Consider the following 16,248-nt stretch of genomic DNA (forward strand, 5'->3'; position numbering starts at 1 on the left):
GAACAATGCTAGAGAAAGAGAATCTGATTAAGTTGGCTCGAATGCAGATGCCATTTGGAAAGTATGCGGGCCGCACACTGATTGACTTACCTGAAGAATATTTATTGTGGTTTGATAAAAAAGGCTTTCCGTCTGGTGAGCTAGGTGACCTGCTCAAGCTGTGCCTCGCGCTAAAAATAGAAGGGCTCGACAGTGTCGTCAAGCCATTGAAAAGAATGTAATTAACTTTAAAGCTCACGTTAACAGCGTGGGCTTTTTTGTTTCTGCTGGTAGAGGAGATTTGTTAACAAGTGGTGGATGAAAAACCTTCAACCTTGTCTACCTGAAATTGCGCAATCGATAGCGTGTAAATAAAGTTATACAGGGTGTTTTAAATATAAAACACAAAAAAAATTGCGTTCTTTTTAAAATAGTGATTGAAACTGGCGTTTTTACTAGTTAAGTTACAGGGAACAAGAAGATATGTGCTGATGGAAAGTTACGTGAGATAACGTACATTCAGCCCAAGGTTAGAAAATAGGAAGAAGTAAGCAATGTTCCAGACTGATGATGTAAGAATTAACAAAGTAAAAGAGTTATTACCCCCTGTTGCTGTTTTAGAAAAGTTTCCAGCGACAGAAGTTGCTTCTTCGACAACCTTTGAAAGCCGTAAAGCAATTCACAACATTCTAGAAGAAAGTGACGACCGTTTATTGGTTATCGTTGGCCCATGTTCTATTCATGATCCAGAAGCGGCTCTTGAATACGGTAAGCGTTTGAAAGTACTACGCGATGAGCTAGGCGATAAGCTTGAAATCGTAATGCGTGTTTACTTTGAGAAACCACGTACGACGGTTGGCTGGAAAGGTCTGATCAATGACCCTTACATGGACGACACGTTCAAACTAAACGATGGTCTGCGCCTTGGACGTAAGCTACTTCTTGATCTAACAGACATGGGTATGCCGACAGCAAGTGAATTCCTAGACATGATCACGCCTCAATACGTAGCAGACTTAATTAGCTGGGGTGCAATTGGCGCACGTACTACCGAATCTCAAGTTCACCGTGAGCTAGCTTCTGGTCTTTCATGCCCTGTTGGCTTTAAGAATGGTACCGATGGCAACATCAAGATCGCAACAGACGCAATCCGTTCTGCAAGTGCTTCTCACCACTTCTTATCGGTAACTAAGTACGGTCACTCAGCTATCGTTGAAACGGCTGGTAACCCAGATTGTCATATCATCCTACGTGGTGGTAAAGAGCCAAACTACAGCGCAGAGCACGTTGGTAAGATCAAGCAAGAGCTAGAAGCTTCTGGTCTACCGCAGAAAGTAATGATCGACTTCAGCCATGCAAACAGTTCTAAGCAATTCAAGCGTCAAATGAATGTGTCTGATGACGTAAGTGCACAGATCTCGGGTGGTGATAAAGCTATCTTTGGTGTGATGATCGAATCTCACCTAGTTGAAGGTCGCCAGGATTTGGTTGACGGCAAAGCTCCAACATACGGCCAGTCAATTACTGACGCTTGTATTGGTTGGGAAGATACTGAAACAGTACTTCGTCAACTGGCAGATGCAGTTGAAGCTCGCCGTAACAAGTAAATTAGTGACTTTAATTAGTCTCTAGAACGACTTAGACAATTGAAGCCCTTACTCGCTTTTGTGAGTAAGGGCTTTTTAATAGTCCCTAATCGCTAATAGGAAGTGACCTGTATTTTTAAACTAGGAAAGACACTAGCTCGTCGACTTTAAGTGACAACAAATCTTTATCTTGCTTGGTTTCTACATTAAGGCGGATTAGTGGCTCGGTATTGGATTTCCTTAAGTTAAAGCGCCAAGTACCCATATCCATGCTAATACCGTCGGTATGATCTATGTTTACAGCACGCTTTTGGTAGCATGAAAGTACACGAGCGATAGCTTGTTCTGGGTCTGCTACCTTACGATTGATCTCTCCAGAAGAGGGGAATCTTTCTACGCTAGAGCTGATAAGTTGATTAAGAGATTGTTGAGTCTTACTGATGAGTTCAATGACGAGTAGCCAAGGAATCATCCCTGAGTCGCAGTACCCAAAGTCACGAAAGTAGTGATGTGCGCTCATTTCTCCACCGTACACTGCGTTGAGCTCTCGCATTTTCTCTTTGATCAAAGCATGCCCTGCTTTTACGCCTACAGCGTTTCCACCCAGTTTTTGTGCAACTTCTACTGTATTCCATGTCATGCGCATGTCGTGTAGTACTGTTGCATTGGAGTCCTTCAGCAAGAAGGCTTCGGTTAGCAAACCGACGATGTAGTAACCTTCAATGTAATTGCCTTTTTCATCAAAGAAGAAACAACGATCAAAATCACCATCCCAGGCGATGCCAAGGTCTGCGGAGTGCTCTAAAACGGCATCGCGAGTCGCAGCTTGGTTTTCTTTGAGTAAAGGGTTAGGGATGCCATTTGGGTACATCCCATCAGGAATGTGGTGAACCTTGATGAAGGTGATTGGAGCATTCAGTTCATTGAATTTGGTCTCTAACGCATCAATGACATGCCCAGCAACGCCGTTTCCCGCGTTAACCACAATCTTCATCGGTGATAGCTTTGACGGCTTTATGTAAGAGAGTAGGTGCTCCACATAAGGAGCTAGGATACTGGTCGTTCTAACGGAATTATCGGCTTGTTCATGGCTGATCGGTTGTTCGCTGACGCCCTCATACTGTAGAGCTTCAATACGCTGTTTAATTACATCTAACCCATTGTTTTTACTGATTGGATTAGCGTCTAGACCGATTAACTTCATGCCGTTGTAATTGATTGGATTGTGGCTTGCCGTAATCTGGACTCCGCCAATGGCTTGTAGGTGGCGAGTCGCAAAGTAGACTTCTTCTGTGCCTGTCATACCGAGATCTACCACGGTTATCCCTGATTCAATCAAACCCTTGGTCATCGCTTTCTGCAGGAGCAATGAGGTTTCACGATTATCACGACCAATGGCTACTTTAGCCAAGCTATTGAGTGACGTTTTAGATGTTTCTGCAAGGACATATTCGCCAAATGCTATACCAAGCAGGTAAGCTAGGCGCTCATTGATTTGTTTACCAATGATTCCTCGGATATCGTTATTTTTAAAGCAGCTGAGATCTAAATCCTGTTTCATTCTATCGTCGCTGCTTTAGTTCGATTTGTTGATTTGAGGTGAGCTAGGTTGTTCGCTTCGCCCGTAACTATCTTGATATCGAATAATGTCGTCTTCACTCAAATGGCTACCGGTTTGTACTTCGATCATTTCGAGTGGAGCGTCCCCTGGATTTTCTAGGCTATGTATGTGTCCTAGCGGAATATAAGTGGATTGGTCTTCTTCAACGAGATAGGTTTTCTCATCATTGGTCACCTTCGCAACTCCTGCTACAACAACCCAGTGTTCTGCTCTATGGTGATGCATCTGTAGGGATAACTTGTGACCGGGTTTTACAGTGATGCGTTTAACCTTGTCGCGTTTGCCTAGGTCAATTACATCGTATTTACCCCAAGGTCTGAACACTTCGCGGTGATGAACATGTTCTGTGCGATTTGCTTGATTCAGCTGACTGACTATCGATTTCACGCCTTGAACTTTGTCTTTGTTCGCGACGAGTATGGCGTCTTTTGTTTCGACAATAATGAGATTTTCGACACCCACAGTCGCAACCAGTTTGTTTTCAGCGTGGATGTAGTTGTGCTGAGAATCAACCGTTAGCACATCGCCTTCAATCACATTGTTGTGTTCATCTTTATCACTGACATCCCAAATCGCAGACCACGAGCCAATATCATTCCAACCAACATCCATCGAAATTACCGCAGCATCTGACGTTTTTTCCATCACGGCATAGTCGATAGAGTCACTTGGACTGCTTTTGAATGCTTCAGCGTCAATACGGATAAAGTCGAGGTCAGTATTTTGTTTTTCGAGAGCGCTTTTACAGGCCTCAAGGATCTGTGGATGATGTTTTGCTAGCTCTTCTAAGTAGCGTGAGGCTTTAAACATGAACATACCGCTGTTCCAGAGGTATTGGCCCGAATTAACGTATTGTTCTGCGGTGGCTAGATCTGGCTTTTCAACGAAACATTCAATGGCAAAACCACGGTGGGAGAGTGGATCTCCTTGTTTTATATAACCATAGCCAGTTTCTGGTGCGCTTGGAGTAATACCAAAAGTAACCAGTTTACCTTGTTTTGCGTATTCAACACCTCTCGCCACCGTTTGCTGAAATTCCGCTGTTTTAGCGATGTGATGATCAGCAGCCAGTACCAATAATATTGGATCTGACTCATTTTGTTGGTTACATCTGGTGTGATTTAAAGCCTGTAATGCAGCGAGTGCGATGGCGGGAGCTGTGTTTCTTCCGACAGGTTCTAGCAAAATACCACTGTGTTGGATGTTGGCCGAGCGAGCCTGTTCCGCAGCAATAAAGCGGTGCTCTTCATTACAGATAATGAAGGGAGCCGCACATTCTGCATTACTCAAGTGCGCTTCAAGACCTTGTAGGCGTATAAGGGTTTGCTGGAGCATCGATTGTTCGCCAGCAATATTGAGGAACTGCTTTGGGTAAAGCTCGCGAGACAGGGGCCAGAGGCGGCTACCAGAGCCGCCAGCTAGAATGACAGGTAAAATCATAGCGTGGTACAGGGTGCATTAAAATACTGGCGCCATGTTACCACGCTTCACTCTTTTTAATTATCGATAACCCATTTAGTTACCTATAAACAGTAGAGACGCTGCTTATTGATGACCTGATGGATTCGAAATAGCCATATCTTGAACTTCGCTAAAACCTTGTGGGTCGATTTTGAGTGTTTGTGTTGGGAAAGCGATATCCGCATTGTGCTTATGAATAATCGCCAGTACCTGCAGTAGCACATCTTGTTTCACTTCATGGTATCTTACCCAGTTGACGGTTTTAGTGAAAGTGTAGATAAAGAAGTTCAGCGTTGATGGGCCAAACTTATCGAAGTTGACGATGAGCGTCTGCTTAGCATCGATGTCTGGGTGCGTTTCAAGCATGGCTTTTACGTCATCCACGATAACAGCTAACTTGTTCGCATCTTCGTAACGAAGCCCAAAGGTTTCATTAATTCGACGGTTTAGCATTCGCGATGGGTTTTCCACCACAATGTTACTGAATACTGAGTTTGGCACGTACAAAGGTCGTTTATCAAAGGTGCGAATAATGGTCATGCGCCAGCCAATACGTTCGACAGTACCTTCGATTTGACGGTCGGGAGAGCGAATCCAATCACCGACTTTAAAAGGTCGGTCGAAGTAGATCATCATGCCACCAAAGAAGTTCGAGAGTAGGTCTTTTGCTGCCAAACCGACAATTAAACCACCCACACCACCAAAGGTCAGCAAGCCTGATAGGCTGAGTCCAAACGCTTGCATGATTGTCAGGCCGCCCATGACCATAAAGAACAGACGAGCTACTTTTGCAATCGCCTGTACAGTTGTCTCATCCCTGTTTTTTTGCTCTAAGACGTATGCTTCAGCATTGGTGATCATTCGTAAGGTGAACCAAACGAAGGTACATATGATCAATATGTGCTTGAGAGTTTTTAACCAGTTGATTTCATTGCCAAACTGATCTTGAAGAATCAACCCGACAGATACGGTCGCTGGCCAACACCAAAGTAACGTACTGACAGGGGTTTTCAGTGCCTCTAGAAGTAGGTCATCCCAGTGAAAGTGGGTTCTCTGTACCAGAACCTCCAAGCGATTATGGATTATTCGCCAAGCTACCCAAGCGAGAAAACTCGCAATAGTGATGAATAGGACGCTATTCGCCCAGTCACTATGGGTCTGGTTGATGTAGGTTTGTACTTGGGTCAATAATTCATTCATTGTGTGTGCTGCCGCAGAAATTATGAATTGGAAATTAGCAGAAACTCGAGATGTTCTCTACCTTTATAAATCAAGCGATTATAGCAATAGTATAACTCTATTTATTGCAGAACTGACTTTTTTTGAGATAGAAACTAATGTAGGTTTGGCTATCACGTGTAATTAAAATTTCTAAACAGGATTTCAAATGAGCGACAAACAATATGCAGTTATCGGTTTAGGGCGTTTTGGTTTATCTGTGTGTAAAGAGCTGCAAAGTTCTGGCGCGCAGGTATTAGCCGTCGATATTGATGAAGAGCGAGTGAAAGAAGCCGCGGCCTTTGTTTCACAAGCGATTGTTGCTAACTGTACGAGTGAAGAGACGGTTAAAGAGCTCAGGCTCGACGAGTACGATATGGTAATGGTTTCGATTGGTTCTGATGTGAACTCGAGCATTTTGACTACTCTCGTCGTAAAAGAGTCGGGGGCTAAAATGGTTTGGGTTAAGGCGAACGATAAGTTTCACGGCAAGATCCTTTCTAAAATTGGCGCTGACCATATCATCATGCCGGAGCGAGACATGGGAATTCGGGTTGCGCGTAAGATGCTGGACAGGCGTGTTCTTGAATTTATTGACCTTGGCAGTGATTTGGCGATGACTGAAATTGTCATTGGCTCAAAACTCTTGGGCAAGCAACTTCGTGATTTGAAGCTTTGCAAAGAGGTAGGTGTCGAAGTCCTTGGATTTAAGCGCGGTCCTAATCTTACTAAAGCACCGGAGCTGGATATTAGTTTAGAAATCGGGGATGTGGTGATCATCGCCGGGCCTAAAGAGACCTTATCTAGAAAATTACGTAATTGGTAATGGTAACTGCAATAAGGTAACAGTATGAATTCGTTTCAACGAAAAGGTACTTTTTATACCCTTAAGAGAGATGAAAAGCCTCGTAAGGGCTCTGAACCTAAGATAATCCTGACCAGTTTCTTAGGTGTTCTCATTCCCTCGGCCATCTTGCTGACGTTGCCTGTTTTCTCTGTCACGGGGCTTAGTTTTACGGATGCGCTGTTTACCGCGACCTCTGCGATTAGCGTGACAGGGTTAGGGGTCGTCGATACGGGCGAGCACTTTACTTTAGCTGGAAAAATCTTGCTGATGTTCTTGATGCAGGTAGGTGGGCTAGGGCAAATGACTTTATCTGCGGTACTGCTTTACATGTTTGGTGTTCGGTTAAGCTTGAAGCAACAGGCATTAGCGAAAGAAGCATTGGGACAAGATCGTAAGATTAACCTTCGAAAATTGGTCAAGAAGATAATCGTCTTCGCATTAGTGGCTGAATTTATTGGTTTTGTATTGCTCTGCTTCCGATGGGTTCCCGAAATGGGCTGGGCAACCGGAAGCTTTTATGCACTGTTTCATGCGATATCAGCCTTCAATAACGCAGGTTTTGCTCTATTTTCAGATAGCATGATGAGCTTTGTTGACGACCCATTGGTTATCTTTACCTTAGCGGCTCTGTTCATTTTTGGTGGCTTAGGATTTACGGTTGTCGGTGACTTATCGAGTAACTGGCGCAAAGGCTTTCAGCATCTACATTTACATACCAAGATCATGCTAACCGCAACTCCGACTCTATTGTTGGTAGGTACGGTATTGTTTTGGCTGTTGGAAAGAAATAACTCTGCGACTATGGAAGGGTTATCAACTCAAGGCCAATGGCTGGCGGCGTTTTTTCAATCAGCAAGCGCTCGTACCGCTGGCTTTAACAGTGTGGATTTGTCTCAGTACACGCAGCCTGCTTTATTGGTGATGATTGTGTTAATGCTGATTGGTGCTGGTTCTACCTCAACCGGTGGCGGTATTAAGGTATCGACCTTTGCAGTTGCTTTTGTCGCGACTTGGACATTCCTACGTCAGAAAAAGCACGTCGTGATGTTTAAACGTACTGTTACATGGCAGGCGGTAACCAAGTCATTGGCCATTATCGTGGTCAGTGGGGCGTTATTAACTACGGCGATGTTTTTGTTAATGCTTACCGAAAAAGCCGCGTTTGATCGAGTCATGTTCGAGGTGATTTCCGCCTTTGCAACGGTGGGACTGACGGCAGGGTTAACTGCAAACCTGACTGAGCCTGGAAAATACATCATGATTGTTGTGATGGTTATTGGTCGTATCGGTCCTTTGACGTTGGCGTATATGTTAGCTCGCCCAGAGCCTTCACTGCTCAAATACCCAGAAGACACTGTTCTAACAGGCTAGCGTTTGTTAATGAATCAGAAAACATAAAGCCAGCGTTATGCTGGCTTTGTTGTTATAGGTGTAGCGTTAATCGCTGAGTGCTTAGCCCTCAAACATCTCAACGTATTCTTCATACCCTTCTTCAGCCAGTTTGTCTGCTGGGATAAAGCGCATCGCCGCTGAGTTCATGCAGTAACGTAAGCCTGTTGGTTTAGGACCATCTTTGAAGACATGACCTAAGTGAGAATCACCAAATCGGCTACGAACTTCTGTGCGTGGGTACAACAGTTTGTAGTCTGTGGTTGTCACTACGTAAGCTTCGTTGATTGGTTGGGTGAAGCTCGGCCAGCCTGTACCTGATTTGTATTTGTCTTTTGACGAGAACAAAGGCTCACCGGTAACGATATCAACATAAATACCTTCTTCTTTGTTATCCCAGTATTTGTTGTCAAATGGGCGCTCAGTAGCGTCTTCTTGCGTTACATCGTATTGAAGTGCTGTAAGCTTCGCTTTGATCTCTGCATCAGACGGTTTTACGTATGTTTTAGCATTCGCTGTCGCATTTTTACTGTCGATGATCTGACGTAGTGTTTTAGGGTTGTCCTTTCTATCATCACCGAAGATTTTATCTAAATAGTGATCACGACCTGAAGCGTAGCGGTAGTAGTTATAACGAACCTTACTCTTCTTGTAATAATCTTGATGGTAATCTTCTGCTGGCCAGAACTTCTCAAATTTGATCAGTTCTGTTTTTAGTGGTGCACCAAAGATTTGAGCCTTGTCGATCTCCATCATAAAGTTCTGAGCAACGTCTTTTTGCTCTTGGTTATGATAGAAAATGGCAGGTCGATATTGCGGACCACGGTCTACGAATGACCCTTTGTCATCGGTTGGATCGATATGTCGGAAGAATTGGTCAAGTACCTGTTCATAGCTAACAACATCAGGGTTATAGGTCACCTTGATCACTTCGATGTGACCAGACTTACCTGAAGAAACTTGTTTATAGGTTGGGTTTTCTAGCTCGCCACCAGAATATCCAGAGATAACGTCTGTTACGCCTTTTAGTTTCTCTAGGTCAGACTCTGTACACCAAAAACAACCACCCGCAAGTGTCGCGATTTCACTTTTCCCTGAATTAGCCGTTTTATCCATTGTATTGGCAGTGCCAGTTTGGCTGACAAACAACGAAATCAGTGGTAGTGCAACCACGAGTGATACCAATATTTTAGATAATTTATTCATAGATACCTCATCTTGACGTTCTTTTTCATTCGATTTTGAATGTACGAATAGAGACAGGTTTTAGATGGAAAAAATTGCACCATTCATGAAAAAAATATGTGTCAGAGAAAATCTTGCTCATGAATGCTGCCAGTAGTAGGGTGTCGGTACTAACAATAAATAACAGACAGTGATGGCGGTTATCGGTCATCTAAGGAACAGCATGCAAGCAGAAGTTAAATGGGTCGAAGGTTTTAAATTCTTGGGTCAATCTCAATCAGGCCACTCTATTGTTATGGATGGCAGCGGTGGTGCGACGGCGCCAAGCCCGATGGAAATGGTGCTTATGGCCGCTGGTGGTTGTAGCTCCGTTGATGTGGTGGATGGATTGAAATCTGCTGGTCAAAGCATTACAGGCTGTAACGCAAAACTTGAAACTACTCGTCGTGAAACCGCGCCAAAAATCTTTACCGCGATTAACATTCACTTTGAAGTATCAGGTGACAACCTTGATCCTGAGTTGGTTGCAAAAGTATGCGCTGATTCATTAGAAAAATACTGTTCAGTGTGCCTAATGCTAGGTGCTGGCGTAGAAATGACGCACAGCTGGGAAATAGTCTAGTCTTCTGGCCGTATAGCTTGGCTTTGAGTCATTACTTTTCGGCTTATGAGCAAACATAGATAAAGAAAGGGCGGAGCACTTAACAGTGCTCCGCCCTTGTTATTAAGAAAGTCGTTATTACGTTAGAATATGATTATTCCACTGTTTCAACGATAACCTCTTCAACTTGAACATCTTCTTGGTACTCGAAGCTTGGGATTGTTGCTTCCACACGACGGTTTTGAGCACGACCTTCAGCCGTATCGTTTGATGCGATTGGGTTTTCTTCCCCTTCACCAGAAGCGGTAATGCGGTCAGCTTCAATACCTTGCTCTTCGATGTATGCTGCAACAGCTGCAGCACGTTTCTTAGATATCATCATGTTGTACTCGGCAGCACCTGTTGAATCTGTGTGACCGACAATGTTAACGGTAGACTGAGGGTATGTTTGTAAGACTTCCACAATTGGCTGTACAGCGGCTTTACCTTCGTCTGAAAGCTCTGTGCTGTTAGTCGCAAATGTACCTTGAGAGAAGCTCTCAGTTTGCGCTTTGGTAACCACTACCTCAGCTTCCTCTTCAACAACCACAGTTTCTGGCTCTGTGATTGGTTCAGAAGGTGCTTGAGTAACCGCCGCCGCTGTAGCCGCTGATGCGGTTGTATTACCTGTGCCGAAATTGTAGCTAAGACCTACTGTGACAAGGTTGGAGTTTAGATCTTGGATGATCTTATCGTCAAAATCATCGAAGTATTGGTATTCCACTCTCACTGCCCAGTCGTCTGAAAACTGTTTCTCAGCACCGATACCCAGAGCCAGTACCACATCATCTTCATCGTCATGCATGATGTAAGCTGGACCCGCTTTAAAGAAGACATCAAACTCTTGTTTGATCGCCAATCGGTACACTGGGCTCAACGATATTGCAATAATGGAATCGCTGTAGCGCTGAGTTGTTCCGTTGTAATTAAAACTTGTGTCGTAGTCACCTAAATAGTCTGCGTTTAATTCCAGTGCAATGTTATCGGTAAAGTTGTAGCCACCGTAAAGACCACCGGCAACTGAATCATCTTCACAGTTCACACTGTCTACACAAGCACTATCGAGCCACCCCATCCCGACTTTCGCACCAACATAAGTGGTTGCAGCGATGGAAGGAGCAGCAGCAAAGCCTGAAGCTGCAATGACGGCACACATAATCTTTGAGAGTTTTTTCATAATCTTATCCTTGGATTAACTCTTATTGTTATCTGAATCAGTCCTTTAAAACGATTTCTTACTGATAGGCACACTGCAAATGTAAGTAAATCAAGGCGTTGATCCAGTTCGAACCTATCTTGGAACTGTTGTTACATTGTTAGTGTAGTTGCTTATTGGAGTCAATGAAGTTGTTATAATTTATATATTTAAGGTGCTATTTACAGAGGTTTTTGTCAATTAATTGTTGTCTCAAATATTGGAAACGAAGAAACCTCGTATCATTTTTAGGTGATACGAGGTTTCTTTTTATGTGTGCGGATTATTGGGCTATAGGCCCTGATTTGCGGAAGTTACAGGAGTTATGGGCGCTCTCCGGCTAACAAACGTTTTTCAATGTCCGCAATGACACCAGGTAGGTCTGCAATGGTATCGATTAGGTAGTGTGGGTTTGATTTGTTTAGCTTAACGCTTGCTTTTTCACGTGCAGCCGCAAGTGTTGTCTCGTCTGCATCTAAATATTCTTGATACGTTAAGCCTGCTTCGTTCCCTGATAATACAAGGCCTACTGTCCACATGCCTGCGTTATGACCTTCATCGATCCCCGGTGCTGCGTCGTCTACTTTTACACACGCAGCAACGCTAGTTACACCTAGGTCGATTACGTTTTTCAGTGCCATAAATGGAGCAGGGCGACCACCTTGAGGTAAGTCATCGGTCGCTACCACGTTATCTGGTCGGTAACCGTAATCTGCAGCAGCAGGAATTAAAACATCCATCACTTCACGTGGGTAACCTGAACAAGACCCGATCTTCACGTTCTTCTCTTTTAGGTTATTGACCACTTCTATTGCATTCAAAATAGGTGCTGCGTGATCGGCTACTTTCGCTTTCTGAAGAGGCATGAATGCCGCGTAGATCGCGTCAATGTCTTCACTTGTCATCGAGCGTCCGAACTGAGCCTTCCAACGAGCGTCAACAGCTGGAATTCGACCCACTGCTTGGATGTGGTCCCATTTGCCGATCCCCATAGGTTCACGCGCTTCTGCTAAGTCGATATCAAAGTCGAAACCTTGTCTGAATGCTTCAACGAAAATACTGGTTGGAGCAAATGATCCAAAATCAACGATAGTGCCAGCCCAGTCAAAGATAACCGCTTGGATAGGTGATGTTGTGTTCATAGTCGTGTCCTATTTCTGTTCTTTCCCAGCTCAAGTTGTTCTGGGAGATGAATGATTGTCTTAAGTTATTGGTTAGATGATGGTTTAAAGGTACTCAAAGTCTTTGCAGACTTTTGCTATCGCTTTTTCGAATACAGACAGAGCGATTTCTAGTTCGCTGCGGCTGATGATCAATGGTGGGCTCAACTGAATCACATTACCTTGTGACACCTTGAAACTCAGGCCATCGTTTAGACATTGGTAAAGTACTGCTTCCGCTTCATCGAAAGCTCGGGTTTTGGTGATATGATCGGTGACCAATTCCACCCCCCAGAGCAGGCCGATGCCGCGAATGTCACCAATGACTGGGTATTTCTCTTTCATTTGAAGCAGCTGTTCACGCACGAATGCGCTGTCCGCTTGTACTTTTTCAAGTAGGTTTTCTTGCTCAATCACTTCCATGGTGGCGAGTGCTGCCGCGCAACCAATTGGGCTTTTTTCGTGGGTGTAGTGACCAAGAGATACTTGCGCTGCCGTGTTGTATTTGTCTTTAGTGATCATGGCTGCGATTGGTACTAAGCCGCCGCCAAAACCTTTACCGATACAAAGAATGTCAGGTTCGATATCAAAAGCTTGGTGAGTGAACCATTCGCCACTGCGACCCATACCGTTTGGAATATCGTCGATGATCAACATGACGTTATGCTTATCGCAGATCTCACGGATGCGCTTCCAGTAAGCTTTGCTTGGTACTTGAACGTCTGTGTTACGCACTGCTTCCGCAATGAAGGCACCAATGCCACCTTCTTTTTCAATCACATACTCAAGGTAATCGGCGTAGTGCACATCACATGCCGTCTCATTGCTATCGCCTGAACTACCTCCTTTAAGCGGTAAAGCGCCACGATAAGAGACGGCTGGTGGAATGCGTTCTACGCCAGCCATTAATGGCCCCATGCCTTCGCGGAAACAAGCTTCACCACCCACTGAAATTGCGTCCAGTGACGCGCCATGGAATGAGTCCCACAATGAAACAACTTTGAAGTTGTTGGTGACATGTCGAGCTAACTTGAGTGCCATACCAATAACTGACGTACCACCGGGAGCAAACAACACGCGATTCAAATCACCACCGCAGATCTGTGTGAGTTTCTCAGCACACTGAACCGCAGTTTCATTGGTAAAGCGACGTGGTGAAAATGGTAATGACGCCATTTGTTGAGTCACTTTATGAATGATGTGAGGGTGGCCATAACCCAGCTGATGGACATTATTACCATGAAAGTCCATGTATCTCTTACCGGTCGTATCTTGAATGTAGATGCCTTCGGCTGCTTCAAGTGTGTCTAGGCAAGGCGTTGACATCGCTTGATGAAGAAACACGTCTGAGTCGCGTTTTAACATCGCTTGAGTGGCATTATCGTTTAGCGACTCGTTCCATTTTTCGCGTGCTGGCGTGGTGTTCACATCGCCTTCGCTTCGAAAGTGTGTCGCCTTTAGAACTGGCTCTTGATTGGTTATCGTCATTATTTGATGTCCCAGTACATAGCGTTTTTCACTGCGCCAATGAGGGCTTCAATGTCTGAAGGGTAAACTTCACCGATGTTACCGATGCGGAAGCAGTCTGCGTTTGAAACCTTACCCGGATAAATCACAAAACCTTGCTCTTTCAAACGGTCATAGAACTCCTTGAATTGGTAATCGCTATGTGTTGGAGAATAGAAAGAGGTGATGATAGGCGAGTGAAGTTCATCATTTAACAGAGGTTCAAAACCAAGAGATCGCATACCTGCAACCAGTGCGGTTTGGTTTGTTTGGTAGCGATTATGACGAGCTTCGATGCCGCCTTCCTGTTCAAGTTCAAGTAGGGCTTGGTAGAAAGCACGCACTGTGTGAGTTGGAGAGGTGAAGCGCCATTTACCGTGATTGATTTCCATGCAGTGCCATTGGTCAAACAGATCAAGGCTTAATGAGCGAGCTTGGCCTTTGCACTTTTCCAGTTCCGATTGCTTAGCAATTACAAAGCCGAAGCCCGGTACACCTTGGACGCACTTGTTTGCTGAGCTGATCATGTAATCGATACCTAAGTCAGCGATATCCATAGGGATGCCACCAAAGCTCGACATTGCATCGAGAATGACGGTTTTGTTGTGCTGTTTTGCCAATTTGGCAATGTCTTCAATTGGATTCAGCATGCCTGTCGTGGTTTCACAGTGCACAATCGCAACGTGAGTAATGTCTGAATCCATGGCCAATGCCGTTTCGATTTCGTTCAAGTCAGGCTGTGATGTTTCACCTGGGGAAACGACATGGCATGGAATGTTTAAGTATTCTGCGATTTGAGCAATACGAGCGCCGTACGCACCGTTATCAACAACAAGAAGTTTTCCATTTTTAGAGATAACGCTACCGATTGTTGCTTCTACCGAAGCGGTGCCGCTACCTTGCATTAATACGCTTGTATATCCCGCTTGCTTAGTCGCTAAAGTCACTAGCTTGTTACGAATCACTTCAACAACGTCTTTGTTGTATTCATCATCCCAAGTACACCAATCTTTTAACATCGCTTGGCGAACGGTTTCAGAAGTAGATAGAGGGCCCGGTGTCAGCAGTAAGTATTCGTTTCTCATGTTCAACTCTCGTGATTTAATTTTGGACTATACCAATATTTGGGACTACTTTAACAACCAATTTAAACGGTCGTAAATAGCCCAAACATCATTTTCACAAAAGCTTCATATTAAAAATGGTCACTTGTCTTGAGAAAGTTTTCGATCTTTAAACTGCCATTTTTCGTTCATTTAATCGTCACAAAAGCCAGTTAGCTTAATACTCGAAATCTGGTACATACCAAGCTGGAGGTGTGTGCTAATAACCTAAATGAATTTATGGAAATAGAAGCCTCTAGATGGAGCTTCTAGCCTTAACAACTTTAACTTTGGCAATTTTTAATTTTGGCAACTTCTCACTTTAGAGTTGAGCCTGACTGGAGAAAATGATGAAAAACCGTTTTATGAAAGGATCACTTGCAGCATTAGTCACACTATTAGCTGGTAACGCTTATGCGGCACAGGAAGTGACGGTTTACACCGCTTTTGAAACTGACATCTTAGCGAAGTACAAAAATGCTTTTGAAAGCGAAAACCCAGATATCAACATCAAATGGGTACGTGATTCAACTGGGATCATGACGGCAAAATTATTAGCTGAGAAAAACAACCCTCGTGCAGAAGTGGTATGGGGTCTTGCGGGTTCTTCAATGGCTCTACTTAAAGAAGAGGGCATTCTTAAGCATTACACTCCTCAAGGTGTAGAAGCGCTGCGCTCAAACCTCAACGATCCGCAATCTACTCAAGCTTGGTATGGCAACGATGCATTCTTCAATGCGGTTTGTTTCAATGAAGCGGTAGCGAAACAACTTAACCTACCAGCACCTAAATCTTGGGATGACCTAACCAAGCCTATCTACAAAGGTCATATTGCGATGCCAAACCCAGCGTCTTCTGGTACGGGTTATATGCAAGTGTCTGCTTGGCTACAAAACATGGGTGAAGACCAAGGTTGGAACTACATGCAGAAGCTAGACCAAAACATCGCTCACTACACGCACTCTGGTTCTAAGCCATGTGTTCAAGCGGGTATGGGTGAAGTCGCTATCGGTATTTCTATGGCGAGCCGTGGCGCTAAGCTGAAAACTCAAGGTGCACCGCTTTCTGTAATTACACCTGAGGGTATTGGTTGGGAATCTGAAGCGGTAGGTCTTGTGAAGCCGTCCGATGCTGCGCAACGTGTGGTTGATTGGTCTATCTCTAAAGCAGCAAATGAGCTTTACATCGAAATGTATCCAGTTGTTGGTCACCAAGATGTGACGGCAACAATTGAAAACTTCCCTAACGTCGAAAAGAACATGGCAAAAATGGACTTTGCACGTATGGGCAGCGAGCGTGCAGATGTATTGAAAACATGGTCTGAGAAGTTTGACGCTAAATCAGAGCCAAAATCTTAA

14 protein-coding genes are annotated in these 16,248 nt (G+C 44.3%); 6 read left to right on the forward strand and 8 right to left on the reverse strand.

The genetic code is table 11. From position 1 onward, the window contains the following. The first annotated feature begins 5 nt into the window (after nucleotides 1-5). Nucleotides 6-221 carry a DUF3820 family protein gene (locus tag OH460_RS13970; RefSeq protein WP_004730103.1) on the forward strand — a complete coding sequence of 72 codons (216 nt, stop codon included), beginning with the start codon at nucleotides 6-8 and terminating at the stop codon, nucleotides 219-221. Between the two features lie 312 nt (nucleotides 222-533). Next, nucleotides 534-1,586 (forward strand): 3-deoxy-7-phosphoheptulonate synthase AroG, encoded by a 1,053-nt coding sequence (aroG, locus tag OH460_RS13975; protein ID WP_008217211.1) that lies wholly within the window; start codon nucleotides 534-536, stop codon nucleotides 1,584-1,586. 115 nt (nucleotides 1,587-1,701) lie between these two features. Here aroG and OH460_RS13980 read toward each other — a convergent pair whose 3' ends face one another. From OH460_RS13980 to OH460_RS13990, 3 genes are all read right to left on the reverse strand, one after another. Then, on the reverse strand, nucleotides 1,702-3,126 hold the full coding sequence (locus OH460_RS13980) for a phosphomannomutase CpsG (RefSeq protein WP_269997964.1): 1,425 nt from the start codon (nucleotides 3,124-3,126) through the stop codon (nucleotides 1,702-1,704). Nucleotides 3,127-3,141: 15 nt separating this feature from the next. After that, nucleotides 3,142-4,626 carry a mannose-1-phosphate guanylyltransferase/mannose-6-phosphate isomerase gene (locus tag OH460_RS13985; protein WP_269997966.1) on the reverse strand — a complete coding sequence of 495 codons (1,485 nt, stop codon included), beginning with the start codon at nucleotides 4,624-4,626 and terminating at the stop codon, nucleotides 3,142-3,144. A 105-nt stretch (nucleotides 4,627-4,731) separates the two neighbouring features. After that, entirely contained in the window at nucleotides 4,732-5,847 is a 1,116-nt protein-coding gene (locus OH460_RS13990; RefSeq protein ID WP_269997968.1) for a mechanosensitive ion channel family protein, read from the reverse strand. Nucleotides 5,848-6,034: 187 nt separating this feature from the next. Here OH460_RS13990 and OH460_RS13995 point away from each other — a divergent pair, with 187 nt between their 5' ends. Both OH460_RS13995 and OH460_RS14000 read left to right on the forward strand, forming a co-directional pair. Further along, nucleotides 6,035-6,691, forward strand: coding sequence for a potassium channel family protein (locus OH460_RS13995; protein ID WP_269997970.1), 657 nt, complete (start codon nucleotides 6,035-6,037; stop codon nucleotides 6,689-6,691). 24 nt (nucleotides 6,692-6,715) lie between these two features. Beyond that, nucleotides 6,716-8,083: a TrkH family potassium uptake protein gene (locus OH460_RS14000; protein ID WP_137407085.1), complete on the forward strand. Its 1,368-nt coding sequence runs from the start codon at nucleotides 6,716-6,718 to the stop codon at nucleotides 8,081-8,083. Nucleotides 8,084-8,164: 81 nt separating this feature from the next. Here OH460_RS14000 and msrB read toward each other — a convergent pair whose 3' ends face one another. Further along, the gene (gene msrB / locus OH460_RS14005; protein WP_269997974.1) at nucleotides 8,165-9,307 is read right to left on the reverse strand and encodes a peptide-methionine (R)-S-oxide reductase MsrB; all 1,143 of its coding nucleotides are present in this window, start codon (nucleotides 9,305-9,307) and stop codon (nucleotides 8,165-8,167) included. 202 nt (nucleotides 9,308-9,509) lie between these two features. On the opposite strand from msrB, the gene OH460_RS14010 reads away from it, so the two are divergent. Continuing rightward, nucleotides 9,510-9,908: an OsmC family protein gene (locus tag OH460_RS14010; RefSeq protein WP_017071630.1), complete on the forward strand. Its 399-nt coding sequence runs from the start codon at nucleotides 9,510-9,512 to the stop codon at nucleotides 9,906-9,908. Between the two features lie 133 nt (nucleotides 9,909-10,041). Here the strand turns inward: OH460_RS14010 and OH460_RS14015 are convergent, their stop codons facing one another. From OH460_RS14015 to phnW, 4 genes are all read right to left on the reverse strand, one after another. Beyond that, nucleotides 10,042-11,103, reverse strand: coding sequence for an OmpA family protein (locus OH460_RS14015; RefSeq protein ID WP_269997978.1), 1,062 nt, complete (start codon nucleotides 11,101-11,103; stop codon nucleotides 10,042-10,044). A gap of 341 nt (nucleotides 11,104-11,444) precedes the next feature. Continuing rightward, nucleotides 11,445-12,263 (reverse strand): phosphonoacetaldehyde hydrolase, encoded by an 819-nt coding sequence (gene phnX / locus OH460_RS14020; RefSeq protein WP_269997980.1) that lies wholly within the window; start codon nucleotides 12,261-12,263, stop codon nucleotides 11,445-11,447. An 84-nt stretch (nucleotides 12,264-12,347) separates the two neighbouring features. Further along, on the reverse strand, nucleotides 12,348-13,769 hold the full coding sequence (locus OH460_RS14025) for an aspartate aminotransferase family protein (RefSeq protein ID WP_269997982.1): 1,422 nt from the start codon (nucleotides 13,767-13,769) through the stop codon (nucleotides 12,348-12,350). Then, nucleotides 13,769-14,872, reverse strand: a complete 1,104-nt coding sequence (phnW, locus tag OH460_RS14030) for a 2-aminoethylphosphonate--pyruvate transaminase (RefSeq protein ID WP_269997984.1) — start codon at nucleotides 14,870-14,872, stop codon at nucleotides 13,769-13,771. The genes OH460_RS14025 and phnW overlap by 1 nt, the downstream gene beginning before the upstream one ends. A 365-nt stretch (nucleotides 14,873-15,237) precedes the next feature. Between phnW and OH460_RS14035 the strand changes: the two genes are divergently transcribed. Continuing rightward, entirely contained in the window at nucleotides 15,238-16,248 is a 1,011-nt protein-coding gene (locus OH460_RS14035; RefSeq protein ID WP_269997985.1) for a putative 2-aminoethylphosphonate ABC transporter substrate-binding protein, read from the forward strand.

The organism is Vibrio sp. Makdt (assembly GCF_027587015.1).
In the GTDB taxonomy this organism is placed as follows: Bacteria; Pseudomonadota; Gammaproteobacteria; order Enterobacterales; family Vibrionaceae; genus Vibrio; species Vibrio chagasii_B.

Bases quoted from the DNA above. Each gene is read 5' to 3' on its own strand.
- OH460_RS14010 (WP_017071630.1), top strand. From the start codon at position 9,510: ATGCAAGCAGAAGTTAAATGGGTCGAAGGTTTTAAATTCTTGGGTCAA.
- OH460_RS13990 (WP_269997968.1), bottom strand. From the start codon at position 5,847: ATGAATGAATTATTGACCCAAGTACAAACCTACATCAACCAGACCCAT.
- OH460_RS13970 (WP_004730103.1), top strand. From the start codon at position 6: ATGCTAGAGAAAGAGAATCTGATTAAGTTGGCTCGAATGCAGATGCCA.
- OH460_RS14000 (WP_137407085.1), top strand. From the start codon at position 6,716: ATGAATTCGTTTCAACGAAAAGGTACTTTTTATACCCTTAAGAGAGAT.
- msrB (WP_269997974.1), bottom strand. From the start codon at position 9,307: ATGAATAAATTATCTAAAATATTGGTATCACTCGTGGTTGCACTACCA.
- OH460_RS13995 (WP_269997970.1), top strand. From the start codon at position 6,035: ATGAGCGACAAACAATATGCAGTTATCGGTTTAGGGCGTTTTGGTTTA.
- OH460_RS14025 (WP_269997982.1), bottom strand. From the start codon at position 13,769: ATGACGATAACCAATCAAGAGCCAGTTCTAAAGGCGACACACTTTCGA.
- OH460_RS14015 (WP_269997978.1), bottom strand. From the start codon at position 11,103: ATGAAAAAACTCTCAAAGATTATGTGTGCCGTCATTGCAGCTTCAGGC.
- OH460_RS14035 (WP_269997985.1), top strand. From the start codon at position 15,238: ATGATGAAAAACCGTTTTATGAAAGGATCACTTGCAGCATTAGTCACA.
- aroG (WP_008217211.1), top strand. From the start codon at position 534: ATGTTCCAGACTGATGATGTAAGAATTAACAAAGTAAAAGAGTTATTA.
- phnX (WP_269997980.1), bottom strand. From the start codon at position 12,263: ATGAACACAACATCACCTATCCAAGCGGTTATCTTTGACTGGGCTGGC.
- OH460_RS13980 (WP_269997964.1), bottom strand. From the start codon at position 3,126: ATGAAACAGGATTTAGATCTCAGCTGCTTTAAAAATAACGATATCCGA.
- OH460_RS13985 (WP_269997966.1), bottom strand. From the start codon at position 4,626: ATGATTTTACCTGTCATTCTAGCTGGCGGCTCTGGTAGCCGCCTCTGG.
- phnW (WP_269997984.1), bottom strand. From the start codon at position 14,872: ATGAGAAACGAATACTTACTGCTGACACCGGGCCCTCTATCTACTTCT.